The organism is Microbispora sitophila (assembly GCF_014892245.1).
Classification (GTDB): Bacteria; Actinomycetota; Actinomycetes; order Streptosporangiales; family Streptosporangiaceae; genus Microbispora; species Microbispora siamensis.
In genome coordinates, this window is the sequence record NZ_JADBGC010000007.1 from 31236 (window position 1) to 47833 (window position 16598).

General features: G+C 72.2%; 13 protein-coding genes. 4 read left to right on the forward strand and 9 right to left on the reverse strand.

Annotation, left to right across the window (positions count from 1 at the left end):
• Window positions 1–64 precede the first annotated feature (64 nt).
• The 4 genes from IL992_RS14160 to IL992_RS14175 all read left to right on the forward strand — a co-directional run bounded on the left by IL992_RS14160 (window position 65) and on the right by IL992_RS14175 (window position 5640).
• Window positions 65–2311 carry a penicillin acylase family protein gene (locus IL992_RS14160; RefSeq protein WP_193203828.1) on the forward strand — a complete coding sequence of 749 codons (2247 nt, stop codon included), beginning with the start codon at window positions 65–67 and terminating at the stop codon, window positions 2309–2311.
• Window positions 2301–2882 (forward strand): GNAT family N-acetyltransferase, encoded by a 582-nt coding sequence (locus IL992_RS14165; RefSeq protein WP_193203829.1) that lies wholly within the window; start codon window positions 2301–2303, stop codon window positions 2880–2882. The genes IL992_RS14160 and IL992_RS14165 overlap by 11 nt, the downstream gene beginning before the upstream one ends.
• A 16-nt stretch (window positions 2883–2898) precedes the next feature.
• Complete coding sequence (locus IL992_RS14170; protein ID WP_193203830.1) at window positions 2899–3606, forward strand: (2Fe-2S)-binding protein; 708 nt, start codon at window positions 2899–2901, stop codon at window positions 3604–3606.
• Between the two features lie 192 nt (window positions 3607–3798).
• Entirely contained in the window at window positions 3799–5640 is a 1842-nt protein-coding gene (locus IL992_RS14175; protein WP_226872952.1) for a right-handed parallel beta-helix repeat-containing protein, read from the forward strand.
• Between the two features lie 59 nt (window positions 5641–5699).
• Here IL992_RS14175 and IL992_RS14180 read toward each other — a convergent pair whose 3' ends face one another.
• The 9 genes from IL992_RS14180 to IL992_RS14220 form a co-directional block, all read right to left on the reverse strand.
• Window positions 5700–6617 (reverse strand): RNA polymerase sigma-70 factor, encoded by a 918-nt coding sequence (locus tag IL992_RS14180; RefSeq protein ID WP_193203831.1) that lies wholly within the window; start codon window positions 6615–6617, stop codon window positions 5700–5702.
• Window positions 6617–7819, reverse strand: coding sequence for an NAD(P)/FAD-dependent oxidoreductase (locus IL992_RS14185; protein ID WP_193203832.1), 1203 nt, complete (start codon window positions 7817–7819; stop codon window positions 6617–6619). The genes IL992_RS14180 and IL992_RS14185 overlap by 1 nt, the downstream gene beginning before the upstream one ends.
• A 208-nt stretch (window positions 7820–8027) precedes the next feature.
• Window positions 8028–8222: a hypothetical protein gene (locus tag IL992_RS14190; RefSeq protein ID WP_193203833.1), complete on the reverse strand. Its 195-nt coding sequence runs from the start codon at window positions 8220–8222 to the stop codon at window positions 8028–8030.
• Between the two features lie 160 nt (window positions 8223–8382).
• The gene (locus IL992_RS14195; RefSeq protein WP_193203834.1) at window positions 8383–9051 is read right to left on the reverse strand and encodes a response regulator; all 669 of its coding nucleotides are present in this window, start codon (window positions 9049–9051) and stop codon (window positions 8383–8385) included.
• Window positions 9048–11648: a sensor histidine kinase gene (locus IL992_RS14200; RefSeq protein WP_193203835.1), complete on the reverse strand. Its 2601-nt coding sequence runs from the start codon at window positions 11646–11648 to the stop codon at window positions 9048–9050. The genes IL992_RS14195 and IL992_RS14200 overlap by 4 nt, the downstream gene beginning before the upstream one ends.
• A 6-nt stretch (window positions 11649–11654) precedes the next feature.
• On the reverse strand, window positions 11655–12518 hold the full coding sequence (locus IL992_RS14205) for a potassium-transporting ATPase subunit C (RefSeq protein ID WP_193204099.1): 864 nt from the start codon (window positions 12516–12518) through the stop codon (window positions 11655–11657).
• A gap of 14 nt (window positions 12519–12532) precedes the next feature.
• Window positions 12533–14644 carry a potassium-transporting ATPase subunit KdpB gene (gene kdpB, locus IL992_RS14210; RefSeq protein ID WP_193203836.1) on the reverse strand — a complete coding sequence of 704 codons (2112 nt, stop codon included), beginning with the start codon at window positions 14642–14644 and terminating at the stop codon, window positions 12533–12535.
• A gap of 2 nt (window positions 14645–14646) precedes the next feature.
• A complete protein-coding gene (gene kdpA / locus IL992_RS14215) occupies window positions 14647–16308 on the reverse strand; it encodes a potassium-transporting ATPase subunit KdpA (RefSeq protein WP_193203837.1) in 1662 nt (553 codons plus the stop codon).
• Window positions 16308–16397, reverse strand: coding sequence for a potassium-transporting ATPase subunit F (locus IL992_RS14220; protein WP_051762707.1), 90 nt, complete (start codon window positions 16395–16397; stop codon window positions 16308–16310). Before IL992_RS14220 ends, kdpA begins: the two co-directional genes overlap by 1 nt.
• Between the last annotated feature and the right edge of the window lie 201 nt (window positions 16398–16598).

Genomic DNA, 16598 nt, shown 5'->3' on the forward strand with positions numbered 1-16598 from the left:
GGGTCGTGAGCATCCCGGTGTCGGAAGGCGGCGTCGTGAGCATCTCGGTGTCGGAGACGGCGTCGTGAGCAGGGTGTACCGGGACGCCTGGGGCATCCCCCACCTGCGCGCGGGCGATCCGTACGAACTGGCCTTCGCCCAGGGACGGGTCACCGCCCTCGACCGGGCCTGGCAGATCGAGGTCGAGCGGCGCCGGGCCACCGGCACGTCGGCGGAGATCCTCGGGCCGGACGCCGTCCCATGGGACCGCTTCGCCCGGCAGGCCCGGCTCGCGGACACCGCCGAGCGCTGCCTGCACGCCCTGGACGGCGACACGGCGCGCTGGGTGGGCGCCTACGTGGACGGCGTCAACGCCGGGCTGCCCGAGGGGGCACGCCGCGCACCGGAGTTCGCCGCGACGGAAGCGGCACCGCGAGAGGCGGCAGGGCCCAGAACGACAGGGCCCGCGACAGGGCCCGACGCGGCCGGTCTCGGCGCGGCAGGGTTCACAGCGACAGGGCACGCAGCGACAGGGCACGCAGCGACAGGGCCGGGCGCTCGCGGGCTCGCACCGGGCCGGTGGGAGCCGTGGACGCCGATGGCGATCTGGCTGTCCCACCACATCCTCTTCGCGCACTTCCCGGCCAAGCTGTGGCGCGAGGCCGTGGCCGAACGGCTGGGCCCCGAGGCGGTCGCGCTGTTCGCGGCCGACGGGCCGGGCTCCGGCGGGAGCAACGGCTGGCTGGTTCCCGGTGATCGCACCGCCACCGGCGCGGCCCTGATCGCGGGCGATCCCCACCGGTTCATCGAGGACCCCGGCTTCTATCAGCAGATCCGCCTGGCATGTCCGGAGTTCGACGTGGTGGGGCTGGCCGTGCCGGGCGTTCCGGGCATCGCCCACTTCGGGCACGCCGGCTCGGTCGCCTGGGCGATCACCAACGCCATGGCCGACTACCAGGACCTCTACCGCGAACGGCTCCGGCGCGGGGACGGCCGCGTCGAGGCGCTCGGACCGGACGGCTGGCGACCCTGCGAAGCCCATGTCGAGGTCGTCGAGGTGGCGGGGGAGGCCCCGGTCGAGGTCGAGGTCGTCGAGACCGAGCGCGGCCCGGTCGTCATGGTGGACGCCCGCGTCCGGGGGGAGACCGGCCACGGACCTGTGTGGGAGGCGGTGAGCCTGCGATACCCGCCCCGGGTGCGACGTGACCTGGGGTTCGCGGCGCTGCCGGCGCTGCTGCGGGCGAAGACCGTGGCCGACGTGGACCGGGCGCTCGGCCGCTGGGCCGAGCCCGTCAACGTCGTGCTCGCCGCGGACACCGGCGGCGGCCTGCTGCACCGGGTCGCCGGGGTGGTGCCCGTCCGCCCCCCGGACAACGCGCTGCGGGTCGTGCCCGCCTGGGAGCCCGGCCACGAGTGGGCCGACCGGCACGCACCGATGCCCCGCCGCGCGATCGGCGGCATCACGGTCATGGCCAACGAGCGGGGGATCGCCGCGCCGCTCGGCGTCGAGTTCGCCCCGCCCTACCGCGCCGACCGGATCAGGCGCCTGCTCGACGCCTCGCCGCGCTGGTCGGCCGGGGACATGGCGGCCGTCCACACCGACACCCTGCTGCCGAGCGCGGGCCCTCTCCTCGACTTGCTGGCCGGGCTGGACGGGCTCACCCCCGAGGCCGTACGCCTGCGGGACCGGCTGTCGGCCTGGGACCGGCGCATGGACGCCGGCAGCACCGACGCGGCGGCGTACGCGGCGGTCCGGGCCGAGGTGGTGCGGCGCCTGGCGACCCACCCCGCCCTGACATCCCTGGCCGGACTGGACGCCGCGGTTCCCGAGGTCTTCCGGCCGTGGCTCGCGCTGACTCCCCGTGTCGCGTACGCCCTGGAGAGCCTGCTGACGACCGACCTGCTGCCCGGGCTGGACCGGGCCGCCCTCGCGGAACCGGTCCGGGCGGCGTTGGAGGACGTGGCGACACGCGACGAGATGACCGGTCTCCGCTGGGGCGACCTGCACCGGCTCACCCCCTGGCGGGCGCTGCCGGCCCCGGCGATCCCGGGCGCGGCGCCGGTGGAGGCGGGCCTGCCGGGCGACCACGACTGCGTGCTGTCCACGTCGAGCGTGCCGGGCGTCACCCATCACTGCGCCCGGGGCCCGGCGGCGCGCTACGTGTGGGACCTCGCGCGGCGCGACGGGAGCCTGTGGATAGTCCCGTTCGGCGCGAGCGGCGTTCCCGGCGACCCCCACTGGCGTGACCAGCACCCGCTGTGGCTACGCGGCGAACTCGTGCCGGTGATCACGGACTGGAACCGATTGACGGAGGAGCGACATGACCCCTGACGCAGACACCACGGCCCCCGCACGGCGCGAGGCCGTGTGGGAGCAGGCGGTCGAGGGATTCGGCGTCTTCCGCATCGTGCCGGTGGACCCGCAGGCCGACACCGGCCTGATCCACTCGTGGGTCACCGAGGAGCGGGCCCGGTTCTGGGGCATGCTCGACGCGAGCCGCGAACGAGTTCTGGAGATCTACGACTACCTGGACGGTCTCGCCACCCACCACGCCTATCTCGTCCATCGCGACGACCGGCCGGTGGCGCTCTTCCAGACGTACGAGCCCGAGGCCGACCCGGTCGGGGAGTGCTACGACGTCCGGCCGGGGGACTTCGGCGTCCACCTGCTCCTCGGGCCGGCGACGGGGGAGGGTGAGCGCGGCTTCACCGCCGCCCTGCTGTCCGTGCTCCTCGCGTACGCGTTCTCCGACCCGCGCCACACCCGCATCGTGGCCGAGCCGGACACCCGCAACGACAAGGTGATCGACCGGATGCTGCGGACCGGCTTCACCCTCGGGCCCGAGATCGACCTGCCGGACAAGCGGGCCCGGCTGCTCTTCCTCACCAGAGACCACCGCTGACACAAGGAGTTGCGGAGTGCTGCTCGACGCCCTTTCCGACCATCTGGAAGGCCTCGCGGCGGAGCGGGGCGGCGTGCTGGGGGTCCTGCCCAGGCTGGTCGCCGACGACTCCCCCGGCTGGTTCCCCGCCGCCGACCTCGTCCGGGAGCCGTACGAGGGTCTGCTCGCGCTGGTGGACGAGACGGCCGAACGCTGGAGCGCGCCGCGTCACGTGGCGGCGGCGCTGCTGTGGAAGACGTACGGCTACTGGCACACGATGCCGCTGGCCCTGGGCTGGGGTCTCGGCCGCCGGGTGCCGTTGATGCGCCTGGAGGACACGCTGGTCAAGCCGTCCGCGGCCGGGGTGACGGTGGCGGCGTCCCGGGTGACCGTGGCCGTGCTCCCCGGCGACCCGCTGGCCGGGACCGAGGGCACCGTCGTCGTCCCCGATCTCGCGGCGGCCATCAGGGAGGCACTCCTGGAGAGCCAGTATCCGTTCGTCAGGGCGCTCAGCGCCGTGACCAAGGTGGGCGAGCGCACCCTGTGGGGCTCCACCGCGGAGGCGTTCGCTCACCCGCTGCTCACGCTCGGGTCGTACGCCGAGGCGGCCCGGCTGCTGGACGAGATCGGGCCGCCGGTGGCCGGACTGCTCGCGCCCGACGGTGACGGATACCGCCGCCGCACGTGCTGCCTGTGGGTGACGCTTCCGGACGCCGACCCCTGCTCCACCTGCTGCGTGCGCTGACCCGCACATGAGATCTTGACAGTCTCGCCGCCGCTGTGTCAGCGTTCCGGATGCGTGGCCCACCAGGGTTTCACGCTTTTCCATGCGCGCCGGAAGGTCAATGGTCAGGGACTCCTGACGTGCATGGCGACTGCCTGAGGGCCGGCACGTGTGCCCGGCTCTCTCGAAGTTCCGCCGCATGGGAGAGACACGATGCGATCGACAACGGCAAGACGGCGAACACGCCTGCCCTGGCTCACCGCCGCGGTGCTGGCCACGCTGGCGGCCCTCGCCACCGCCCCGGGAGCGCTGGCCGCCACCCTGTTCGGGGACGATTTCGAGGACGGCGACGCGGGCGGCTGGTCCAAGTCGGGCGGCACCTGGTCGGTGGTGTCCGACGGGTCGGCCGCATTACGCCAGAGCAAGCTGCCCAGTGACCTGGCCCGGGTCTTCGCCGGCTCGACGGACTGGACCGACTACGCCGTACAGGCCCGGGTGCGGCCGATCACGTTGAGCGGGGCCACGTCCTTCGCCGGTCTGGCCGCCCGCTCGACCTCGTCCACGACGTTCGACCGCCTGGTCCTGACGGGCGACGGACGCGTCGAACTGCAGGCCGTCCGCAGTGGCGCGGTCAGCGTGCTCGCCTCGGTTCCCCTCGCCGTGGCGCCCGGAAGCTGGTACACGCTCAGGATCGAGGAGTCCGGCGGCATCGTGCGCGGGTACATGAACGGCGCCGCGGTCGGCTCAGGGGCGAGCCAGTCGGGCAAGGGCCGCATCGGCCTGCAGACGTTCGGCGCCACCGCGTCCTTCGACGACGTCGAGGCCGGAGACATACCCTCGCCCTCGCCCTCACCGTCCACGTCGCCTTCACCGTCCACGTCGCCTTCACCGTCCCCGTCCGCCTCGCCTTCCGCCTCGCCGTCGCCGAGTGCCGGTCCGGGGACCGGGACGCTCGTCGTGGCGGCGAACGGCTCCGACACCAACCCGGGCACGCCCGACCGGCCGCTGGCCACGATCCAGAAGGCCGTCGACCTCGCGCAGCCGGGCACTGTCATCGCGATCCGGGGCGGCACCTACCCGCTCACCGCGAACATCCAGATCCTCAAGAGCGGCACCGCCGACAGGCCGATAACGATGACCGCGTACGGGACCGAGCGCGTGGTCATCGACGGCGAGCCGCTTCCGAACACGCCCGCCCCTGTCGGCGGCAGCATCCCCAGGGCCCAGCGCGGTGCGATCCACATGGAGGCCTCCCACTGGCGCCTGGTCGGCCTGGAGATCGTCAACAGCCCGTACGCGCTGTACTGCGACGGCTGCGACGACAACGTCTTCGAGCGGCTCTCCACGCACGACAACTACGAGACCGGTATGCAGATCCAGGGTGCGTCGAGCGGCAACCTCGTCCTCGATCTGGACAGCTACGGCAACCGCGACCCCCGCAAGAACGGCGAGAGCGCCGACGGTCTCGGCATCAAGGAGGGCAGCGGGTCCGGGAACGTCGTGCGCGGTGCCCGCCTGTGGAACAACTCCGACGACGGCTTCGACGCCTGGGAGTTCCTGTCCCCGATCACGATCGAGGACAGCGTCGCGTACGGCAACGGCTACAACCGCTGGAGCCTGCCCGACTACACGGGCGACGGCAACGGCTTCAAGCTGGGCGGGGGCGGCGACACCGATCCGCCCGCCGCGCACGTGGTGCGTAACAGCATCGCCTACGGAAACTCCGCGGGCGGCTTCATCGACAACGCCAACCCCGGCGCGATCACGATCGACCACAGCACGGCCTGGCACAACGTCAAGACGGGCTTCGACGCCTCCGATGCCGCGGCCACCCTCACGCGCAACCTGTCCGTCGGCAACGGCACCGCCGCCGTCCTCGGCTCCGCGGCCACCGGCGGCGGCAACTCCTGGGACATCGGCGGCACCTGGAGCGACGCCGCCCTGGTCAGCACCGATCCCTCGACGCTGACCGGACCCCGGCGAGCCGACGGCTCCATCCCGCCCTCGGACTTCCTGCGGCCCCGCAACGGCGCCGACGTGGGCGCCCGCCTCTGACCCGCCGGCAGCCCGGCGGGCGCGGCGGCCGTCACGCCGCGCCCGCCGGGGACGGGTGCTCACCGCGTCCCGAGGCTGCGGGTGGTGCCATCGGCGACCGCCTGGAGTTTGTCCGGGTTGGCGACGTTGTGAATGGTGGTGATCCGGCCGTCGGTGTCGAAATCGAAGGTGACGGTGGCGATCACACGCCCCGGGCCGCTGAAGACGATGCCGGGACCACCGTTGATCTCGACGAGTTCCGCGTTCATGTCGGCGGGTTCGATGCCCTGGTAGGCGACGGTGCCGATGGCCGCGAACCAGGCGGCCACCGTCGCCGCGCCCACGACCGGGCGCAGGGCCTGGCGGACCTTGCCGCCGCCGTCGGTCCACAGGGTGACGTCCGGGGACAGCAACTCCATCAGGGCGTTCATGTCACCGCCGGTCGCGGCGGCGAAGAACCGCTCGGTGACCTCACGCTGCCGCGACCGGTCCGTCGCGAAGCGCGGCCGGCGGGCCCGCACATGCTCGCGCGCGCGGTGCGCGGCCTGCCGCACCGCCGCCTCGGAACGCTCGACCGCCTCCGCGATCTCGGCGTGGCTGAAGCCGAAGACCTCCTTCAGCACGAACACCGCGCGCTCGAGCGGGCTCAGCGTCTCCAGCACCACGAGCATCGCCATCGACACCGACTCGGCGTCCGCGACGGTCTCGGCGGTGTCTCCGCTGGTGAGGATGGGTTCCGGAAGCCACGGCCCCACATAGGCCTCACGCTTGCGCTGGGTGGAGCGCAGCCGTTCCAGCGCCACGTTCGACACGATCCGCGTCAGGTACGCCTTCGGATCGGCCACCTGCGAGCGGTCGGCCGCCGCCCAGTTGATCCAGGCGTCCTGGACCGCGTCCTCGGCATCTGCCGCGGTGCCGAGGATGCGGTAGGCCACCGAGAACAGCAGGTTGCGATGCTGCACGAACACCTGCTGGTCGTGGTCGGGAGGCTGGGTCATCACGCCTCCCGCACCCGGGTGAAGCGGCCCCCGCGGGGCCAGAACGCACCCGAGGCGGGCATCTTCTTCATGCGGCCCCACGTGGGCCAGGGCGAAGCGGTCACCGTCTCCTTGTACCGGACCGCGACGCGGCCGGTCAGGTGCAGCCGCCGGGGGCTGTCGTCGGGGTGGGTGAACTGCACGACCGCGTCGTTCCGGCCCAGGCTGACCGGCGTGTGGTAGTAGCCGAAGCGGAACGGCTTGGGCCGCTTGCCCTTCAGCTCCCGGACGATCGACACCGCGGCGTGCACACCGGTCGGCATCCCGCCCTGGCAGGTGCCGTGCATGACGCCGTAGCCCTGGCGGATCGCGGCCGCGTCGCCCACGGCGTACACCTCGGGGTGGGACACCGACCGCAGCGTGGCGTCGGTCACGACGCGGCCGTGTTCGTCGACGGTCAGCCCGGCGGCGGCCGCCAGCGGCGACACCCGCGTACCGCACGTCCACAGGACCACGTCGGCCGCCACGCTCTCCCCGCCGGCCAGCTCGACCGTGCCGGGCAGCACCTTCACCACCGCGACCCCGCTGCGGACCTGTACGCCCAGGCGGTCGAGCGCGGACCGCAGATACGCCCTGGCCTTCGGGTTCATGGCCGCGCCCGGTTCACTGCGGCCCAGCAGCACGACGTTCAGCTCCGGGTGCCGCTCGGCGATCTCCGCGGCCGACTCGACGCCGGTCAGCCCGCTGCCGACGACCACCACCGTGCCGCCGCCGAGCCGCGACAGCCGGCCGGCCAGTACCTCGGCGTCCTGCGCGGTGTTCAGGGTGTACGCGTGGTCCTCGACGCCCGGAACCGCCGCGGTGTCGGCCACGCCGCCCAACGCGTACACCAGCGTGTCGTAGGGCAGGACGCGTTCGTCGTCGATCCGCACGGTCTTCGCGTCCGCGTCCACCGCCGTCACCCACCCGCGCTCGAAGCGGGCACCCGTGCCCTCCAGCAGTTCGGGGATGCTCAGCTCGGCCAGCCGCTGCCCGGTCGCCGTCATGTGCAGTCGCAGCCGCTCGGTGAACCGCTCCTGCGCGTTCACCAGGGTCACCTGCACCTTCTCGCTCCGCTTGACCCGGCACGCGAGCTGGATCGCCGCGGACAGGCCCGCGTACCCCGCTCCCAGGATCACCACCCGGTGTGTGGTCGCCACACCGGCTTCGTGCTGTGCGCTCATCGTCCCGCCTCCTCGTTTCGCCGTTGACGACCAGCAGATGGAAGCGGCCCGCCCATACGTGACATGCGCCCGATGTGATGCCCGCCACAGCCGGCAGGAGTAGGACTTGACCCAGCGGAACGCCTGACGGCGGGTTCCCGGGATCAAGCGCCGAGTTACGCCGCCGTGGTGGTCTTCCCCACGCCGAACATCCCGTTCAGCCAGGTGATCACGCGGATTCGTTGCGGCGTACGGCGGCGGCCCGGGCGGCGAGGAGCACGGACAGGGCCTCGCAGTCGTCCGGGGTGAGCGGCGCGAAGGGGAGCAGGTAGAGCCTGCCTCCCGGGCCGTCGACGAGCTCGACCGGCAGGGGACGTGTGGGCACGTCTGCCGGCGCGGTGATGGTCGGTGCGGTGGTGGTCATGATGAAGGCGATTCTTCCGCACCCGACCGACAGTTCCGCGCCCGCGCCGCCGTCCCGAGGCGCCGTCCCGAGGCGCCGTCCCGAGGCGCCGTCCCGAGGCGTCGCCGCGGGCGTGCGTGCCGGAGGGCTCGAAGGGCACGCCCGCTGGCAGAGGCGGGCATCAGGGGGTGAACCGGTAGCCCATGCCCGGCTCGGTGATCAGATGGACGGGGTGGGCGGGCTCCCTCTCCAGCTTGCGCCGGAGCTGGGCCATGTACTGCCGCAGATAGTGCGTCTCCTTGACGTACTGCGCGCCCCACACCTCGCTCAGCAGCTGCCGCTGGCTGATCAGCTTGCCGGGATTGCGGACGAGGAGTTCGAGGATGTGCCACTCGGTCGGGGTCAGCCGTACGTCGCCGGAGACGGTCTTGTCGGCGAGGTCCACCTCGTGCTCCCCGATCCGTACGCGGGCGGGCTCGCTCTCCCGGGAGCCGGTGCGCCGGGTCACCGCGCGCACGCGGGCCAGCAGCTCGTCCACCCCGAAGGGCTTGGTGACATAGTCGTCCGCCCCGGCGTCCAGCGCGTCGATCTTGTCCTGGTTGCCGGTGCGCCCCGACAGCACGATGATCGGGACGCTGCTCCAGCCGCGTACGCCGTGGATGACCTCGACTCCGTCCATGTCGGGCAGCCCGAGGTCCAGCACGATCAGGTCGGGACGCCGGTCCGCGGCCTCGCGCAACGCGGAGCCGCCGTCCACCGCGACGGCGACCTCGTATCCGCGCGCGGCCAGGTTGATCCGCAGCGCGCGCAGGATCTGCGGCTCGTCGTCGACGACGAGGATCCGGCTCACGGGGCCGTACCGCCGAGATCCAGAGGACCGCCGAGCTCCACCGGGCTCCTCAGCACGTCATGGGTGTGCACGGCGACGGGCAGGGCCACGATCATCGTGAGCCCTCCCCCGGGCGTCTCGTCGGGTGTCAACTCTCCTCCCATCGCCTCGGTCAGTCCGCGCGCCAGGGCCAGGCCCAGCCCGACCCCGGTGTGGTTGTCCCGGTCCCCCAGTCGCTGAAAGGGCAGGAAGATCCGGTCGTACGCGTCGCGCGGCACACCGGGCCCACGGTCGATTATCCGGATCTCGGCCCGATCGCCGTACCTGCTGGCGGTGACGAGCACGTTCTCTCCTGCGGGGGTGTAGCGGACGGCGTTGGCGACGACGTTGGCGAGCACCCGCTCCAGCAGCGCCGGGTCGGCGACGACCTCGGGCAGGTCGTGCGGAATGTCGATCTTCACCTCGGCGGGGAGCGGCCCGAGGTCGTCGATTGCCCGGGGCACGATCTCCTCGACGGCGACCGGCTGGGCGGCCACGCCCAGCACCCCGGCCTGCAGGCGGCTCATGTCGAGCAGGTTCGCCACCAGGCGGTCGAGCTTGGCCAGCGACTCGTCCGCGGTCTCCAGCAGCTCCGCGCGGTCCTGCTCGGACCACTCGACGTCGGTGGCGCGCAGGCTCTCCACCGCGGCCTTCGCGGCGGCCAGCGGGGTGCGCAGGTCGTGGCTGACCGCGGCGAGCAGCGCGGTGCGCATCCTGTCGGCCTCCGCGAGCGGTTTGGCCTGCTCGGCCTCCTCCTCCAGCCGTTCCTGCCGCAGGGCGACGGCCACCTGCGCGGCGAACGCCTCGATCACGCGCCGCTCGGAGGCGTCGAGCAGCCGCCCGCGCGCGGCGAGCACGAGGTCGCCGTCGATGTCCACGTCGGTGCCGGCGGCGTCCGGGCAGGTGCACGGCTCTCCCCCCGAGGCGGCGACGATCCGCCAGGAGGCGGGGTCGGACCGGTCGTCCGGTCCCTGTCCCGCCTCGGGACGCCGTTCCAGCAGGGTGACCGAGACCAGGCCGAACGTCTCCCGCGTACGCGCCAGCAGGGAGGGCACGGCGGCCTCGCCGCGCAGCACGTGCTCGGCCAGGGCGGACAGGATCTCCGCGTCCGCACCGGCGCGAGCCGCCTCCCTCGTACGGCGGGCCGCCACGTCCACGATCATGCTGACCGCCGCCGCGACGAACACGAAGACGACCAGGGCGAAGAGGTTCTCCGGGTTGGCGATCGTCAGGGTGTGCAGGGGCGGGGTGAAGAAGAAGTTGAGCAGCAGCGACCCGGCGACCGCCGCCGTGATCGCCGGCCACATGCCGCCGATCAGCGCCACGCCCACGACGGTGGTCAGGAACAGCAGGATGAAGCTCGGCAGCGCCAGCATGCCCCGGAAGGGGAGCAGGACGGCGGTGAGCAGCGGCAGGCCGGTGAGCGCGACCGCCCATCCCGCGAGCCTGCGCCGCCGGGTGAGCGCCGCCCGCGACCGCTGCGGGCGCTCCCGTCCCTTCTTGACCTGCTCGTGCGTGATCATGTGGACGTCGATCGAGCCGGACCTGGCGGTCGTCTCGACGCCCACCCCCCTGCTGAAGATCTGGGCGATCCGACCGCGCCGGGAGGCGCCGAGCACGAGCTGGGTGGCGTTGACGCCGCGGGCGAACTCCAGCAGCGCCCGCGGCACGTCGTCGCCCACCACCTGGTGGTAGGTGCCGCCCATGCTCTCCACGAGGGCGCGCTGGCGTGCCAGCAGCGCCGGGTCGCCTCCGGCGAGCCCGTCCGCCCGGGTGACGTGGACGGCGAGCAGGTCCGCGCCCTTGGTGCGGGCGGCGATGCGGGCCGCCCGCCGGACGAGAGTGTCGCCCTCCGGCCCGCCGGTCAGCGCGACGACGACCCGCTCGCGCGCCTCCCACGTGTCGGCGATGCCGTGCTCGGCGCGGTAGCGGTCGAGCTGCTCGTCCACCTCGTCGGCGAGCCACAGCAGGGCCAGCTCGCGCAGCGCCGTGAGGTTGCCGACGCGGAAGTAGTTGGCGAGGGCGGCGTCCACCTTCTCCGGCATGTACACGTTGCCGTGCGCGAGCCGCCGCCGCAGTGCCTCCGGGGTCATGTCGACCAGCTCGACCTGGTCGGCCCGCCGTACGACCTCGTCGGGCACGGTCTCGCGCTGCGGGATTCCGGTGATGTGCTGGACGACGTCGTTGACCGACTCCAGGTGCTGGATGTTCACCGTGGAGATCACGTCGATCCCGGCGTCGAGGAGCTCGTCGATGTCCTGCCATCGTTTGGCGTTGCGCGAGCCCGGCACGTTGGTGTGCGCCAGCTCGTCGACCAGGGCGACCCGCGGACGCCGGGCGATGACCGCGTCGACGTCCAGTTCGGTGAAGGTCGCCCCCCGGTACGCCAAGGTCCTGCGGGGGACGATCTCCAGTCCCTCCAGCAGTTGCGCGGTGCGTACGCGGCCGTGGGTCTCGACCAGGCCGACCACGACGTCCGTGCCGCGTTCCCTGCGGCGGTGCCCCTCGCAGAGCATGGCGTACGTCTTGCCGACCCCGGGTGCCGCGCCAAGGTAGATCCGCAGCCGCCCGCGTGGCATGACCGCTCACCTCTCCCTGTCGAGAGCCAGATTGAGCTCCAGCACGTTCACGCCGGGCTCCCCCAGGAAGCCGAGGGCGCGGCCGGTCGTGTGCTCCCTGATCAGCGTCCGCACCCTGCCCACGTCGAGCCCCCGTTCCCTGGCCACCCTGGGGGCCTGCAGTTCGGCGTACGCGACGGAGATGTGCGGATCGAGCCCGCTGCCGCTCGCCGTCACGGCGTCCGGCGGGACGACCGCGTGGGCGTTTCCGCGCACCGGCACCGTACGCCCCGCCGCGTAGTCCTCGCCGGGCCTGCCACACTCGACCTTCACACCCTCGTAGGCGGCGACGAACGGCGCGGCCGGGCACGCCTGGTTGACGCTGACCACCCTCGTGGGCCTGCCCACGGCGGGGAAGACCTTGAGCACCGCGCCCACCCCGTCCGCCGTGCAGTACGGCCTGGCCCCGCTGACGCCCTCAAACTCACCGACCGCCTTGGACCGCGCGCACACCTGTGTGAGCAGGGAGACCCTGCCCTTCCTCGCGGCCTCGTCCTTCCCGCGGGGATCGGGCAGCCGATCGACGACGTCCTGCGGGCCGAGGTTGCTCGCGCCCGAGGCCAGCGGGTCGTAGCCGCCCGCGGAGGGGCGGCTCTGGAAGTATCTGCGCACCGGGCGGCCGTTCCGGTCGGTGAAGCTCTGCCCGACGAGGGCGCTGCCCACGTCCCTGCCGTCCTCGCGCAGGATCGAGCCGCCGGCCCTGTGGGGCAGGAGGACCTGGGCGATGCCGGTCACCAGCAGGGGATACAGCCCGCCCAGGATCACCGTGAGCACGGCGACGGCCCGGACCGCTGCGAGGTGCCGGCGGAGCGTGTTCGGCAGGCGTTCCATCACGTTCCCAGCCATCAGGACATCCCCGGAAGGAATTGGACGAACAGGTCGATGAGCTTGATGCCGACGAACGGCGCGACGACCCCACCGAGGCCGTAGATGTAGAGGTTGCGGCCGAGCAGCTTGGACGCGCTGGAGGGGCGATATCGGACGCCGCGCAGGGCCAGGGGGATCAGCGCGACGATGACGAGGGCGTTGAAGACCACCGCGGACAGGATGGCCGACTGGGGGCTGTGCAGCCGCATGACGTTCAGCGTGTCCAGCCCGGGGTAGACCGCCGCGAACATGGCCGGGATGATCGCGAAATACTTCGCGATGTCGTTGGCGATGGAGAAGGTGGTCAGCGCCCCGCGGGTGATCAGCAGTTGCTTGCCGATCTCGACGATCTCGATGAGCTTGGTGGGGTTGGAATCGAGGTCGACCATGTTGCCGGCCTCCTTGGCCGCCGAGGTGCCGGTGTTCATCGCCACCCCCACGTCGGCCTGCGCCAGCGCCGGGGCGTCGTTGGTGCCGTCGCCGGTCATGGCGACCAGCCGCCCGCCCTCCTGCTCCTTGCGGATCAGCGCGAGCTTGTCCTCGGGTGTGGCCTCCGCGAGAAAGTCGTCCACCCCTGCCTCCCTGGCGATGGCCCTGGCGGTCATCGGGTTGTCCCCGGTGATCATCACGGTGCGGATGCCCATCCGGCGCATTTCGTCGAACCGCTCCCGCATGCCCTGTTTGACGACGTCCTTGAGGTGGATCACCCCGAGCACCCGGGCCTTGCCGCCGGACACCTCGCCGACGACGAGAGGCGTGCCGCCGGAGGCGGAGATCCCGTCCACCAGCTGCCCGACCTCGCCTGTGGGATGGCCGCCGTTGTCGCGCACCCACTTCATGACCGAGGTCGCGGCGCCCTTGCGGACCTGCCGGCCGTCCACGTTCACCCCGGACATCCGGGTCTGGGCGGTGAAGGCGATCCAGTCCGCGTGAGCCAGCTCGCCCGGCTGGCGTTCGCGCAGGTCGTAGGCCCGCTTGGCGTGGACGACGATCGAACGCCCCTCGGGGGTCTCGTCGGCGAGGCTCGCCAGCTGCGCCGCCTCGGCCAGGTCGAGCTCGGAGACGCCCTCGGCCGGGACGAACTGCGACGCCTGCCGGTTGCCGAGCGTGATCGTGCCGGTCTTGTCGAGGAGCAGGGTGGTGACGTCACCTGCGGCCTCGACCGCCCGCCCGCTCATCGCCAGCACGTTGCGCTGCACCAGGCGGTCCATGCCCGCGATCCCGATGGCCGACAGCAACGCGCCGATGGTGGTCGGGATCAGGCAGACCAGCAGCGACACGAGCACCACTCCGCTCACCCCGTCGGCGCCGAGCGCGGTCGTGTCCGGTACGCCGGGATTCTGGGCCTTGGAGTAGATCGCCAGCGGCTGCATGGTCACCGTGGCGATCAGGAAGATCACCGTCAACGCGGCCAGCAGGATGTTGAGGGCGATCTCGTTGGGGGTCTTCTGCCGGTCGGCGCCCTCGACCAGGGCGATCATCCGGTCGATGAAGCTCTCACCGGGCTTCTGGGTGATCCGTACGATGATCCGGTCCGACAGCACCTTCGTGCCGCCCGTGACGGCCGATCGGTCGCCGCCGGACTCGCGGATCACCGGCGCGGACTCCCCGGTGATCGCCGACTCGTCCACGCTGGCGATGCCCTCGACCACGTCGCCGTCGCCAGGGATGACCTCCCCGGCCTCGACGACGACGTGGTCGCCCTGTCGCAACTCCTGGGCGCCGACGACGTCCCACCGGGCGGGGTCGCGCGGGTCCGCCAGGCGCCGGGCCATGGTGTCGCGCTTGGCCGCCCGCAACGTGGCGGCCTGGGCCTTGCCGCGACCCTCCGCAACCGCCTCGGCCAGGGTGGCGAACAGCACGGTCAGCCACAGCCAGACCGCGATCGCCCAGGCGAACGCCGACGGGTTCGCGATCGCCAGGCCCGTGGTGAGGACCGCGCCGATCTCGACGACGAACATGACCGGGTTGCGCCACAGCGTCGCCGGGTTCAGCTTGCGTACGGCGTCGGGCAGCGACCTCACTAGCTGCCGGGGATCGAGCAGACCACCGCCGATCCTGCCGTTCGTGCGCCGTGATAACGTCGACATGGCTAGGAGAGTCCTTCCGCGAGCGGCGCGAGCGCGAGGGCCGGCAGGAACGTGAGGGCGACGAGGACGACCGTGACGCCCGCCACCATTCCGACGAACTGAGGGCGGTGGGTGGGCAGCGTCCCGGCGGAGACCGGCACCGGCGCCTGCCGGGCCAGCGATCCGGCCAAGGCGAGGATGAAGACGATCGGCAGGAACCGGCCGAAGGCCATGCACAGGCCGAGCGCGACACACCACCAGGGCGTGCCCGCGGAGATCCCGCCGAAGGCCGAGCCGTTGTTGTTGGCCGCGCTGGTGAACGCGTAGAGGATCTCCGAGAGCCCGTGCGGGCCGCCGTTCAGCATGGCCGCGAGACCGGCCCGGTTGCCCATCGCCGCGGCCGTGCCGGCGAGCACGAGGGCCGGGGTGACCAGGAAGTACAGCGAGGCCAGCTTGATCTCGCGCGAGCCGATCTTCTTGCCCAGATACTCCGGCGTACGGCCCACCATCAGACCGGCCACGAAGACGGTGATCACCGCCAGCACGAGGATGCCGTACAGGCCCGAACCGGCGCCGCCCGGCGCGACCTCGCCGAGCATCATGTTCAGCATCGTCATCATGCCGCCCAGGGGCGTGAAGGAGTCGTGGGCGGAGTCGGCGGCGCCGGTCGACGTCAGCGTGGTCGCGGCGGCGAACGTCGCGGAGCCGGGCACGCCGATGCGGACCTCCTTGCCCTCCAGCGCCGCCCCGGCGGCCCGGGGGACCGTGGCGCCGCCGGAGACCTCGAAGACGTTCGTCAGCAGCACGCTCGCCAGGGCGATCAGCGCCATGACGGCGAGGATCGCGTGTCCCTGCCGCACCTGGCCGACCATGCGGCCGAAGGTGCGCGGCAGCGCGACCGGGATCGCCAGGAGCAGGACGATCTGCAGCCAGTTCGTCCACCCCGCCGGATTCTCGAAGGGATGGGCGGAGTTGGCGTTGTAGAAGCCGCCACCGTTGGTGCCGAGTTCCTTGACGGCCTCCTGGCTCGCCACCGGGCCCCCGGTGATCGCCTGGGTGCCGCCGGTCAGCGTCGTCACCTCGTGCGGCGACGCGAGGTTCTGCACCACGCCCCCGGCGACCAGGACCAGCGCGGCGACGAACGCGATCGGCAGCAGGACGCGGAACGTGCCGCGCACGAGATCCACCCAGAAGTTGCCGATCGTGTCGGCCTGCCTGCGGGCGAAGCCCCGAACGAGCGCGACAGCCACGGCCATGCCGACCGCCGCCGACACGAAGTTCTGCACCGCGAGCGCGGCCATCTGCACCAGGTGGCCCATGACGGTCTCGCCCGGGTACGCCTGCCAGTTCGTGTTCGTCACGAAGCTGACGGCCGTGTTCCAGGCGACGTGGGCGGGGACCGGTGGCCGCCCGAGGGCGAGGACCAGCCTGTCCTGCAGGCGCTGCATGCCGTACACGACGAGCACGGAGACCGCGGAGAAGGCCAGCAGGGCGCGTGCGTAGACCGCCCAGGGCTGCTCGGCGTCCGGCCGCACGCCGATCACACGGTAGACGAGACGCTCGGCCGCGCTGTGGCGGGTACCGGTGTAGACCCGGTAGAGGTAGTCGCCAAGCAGCAGGTAGACGACGGCGAGCACCGCGACGACGGACAGGACGAGCACGGCCCCTGCCGCTGCCGCGCCCATCAGAAGCGCTCCGGGAACAACAGGGCCGCGACCATGAAGACCAGCAGCGCCGCGGCCACGCCGAGACCGACGGCGTTGATCACGCTCACAGGCGCTCCACCGCCCTCACGACGAGCCCGAAAATCGTGAACACCGCGATCGTCAGAGCGACGAAGATGACGTCCGCCATCCCCACTCCTCGGTTGTGATTACGTCCGCCGGCCTACGGCGGTCTCAACACAAGCAAAGTCCGGGATCGTGGGCATTTGGCCGCTCTTGACGGGTTCCATACGGGTTTGAACCGAGTATTG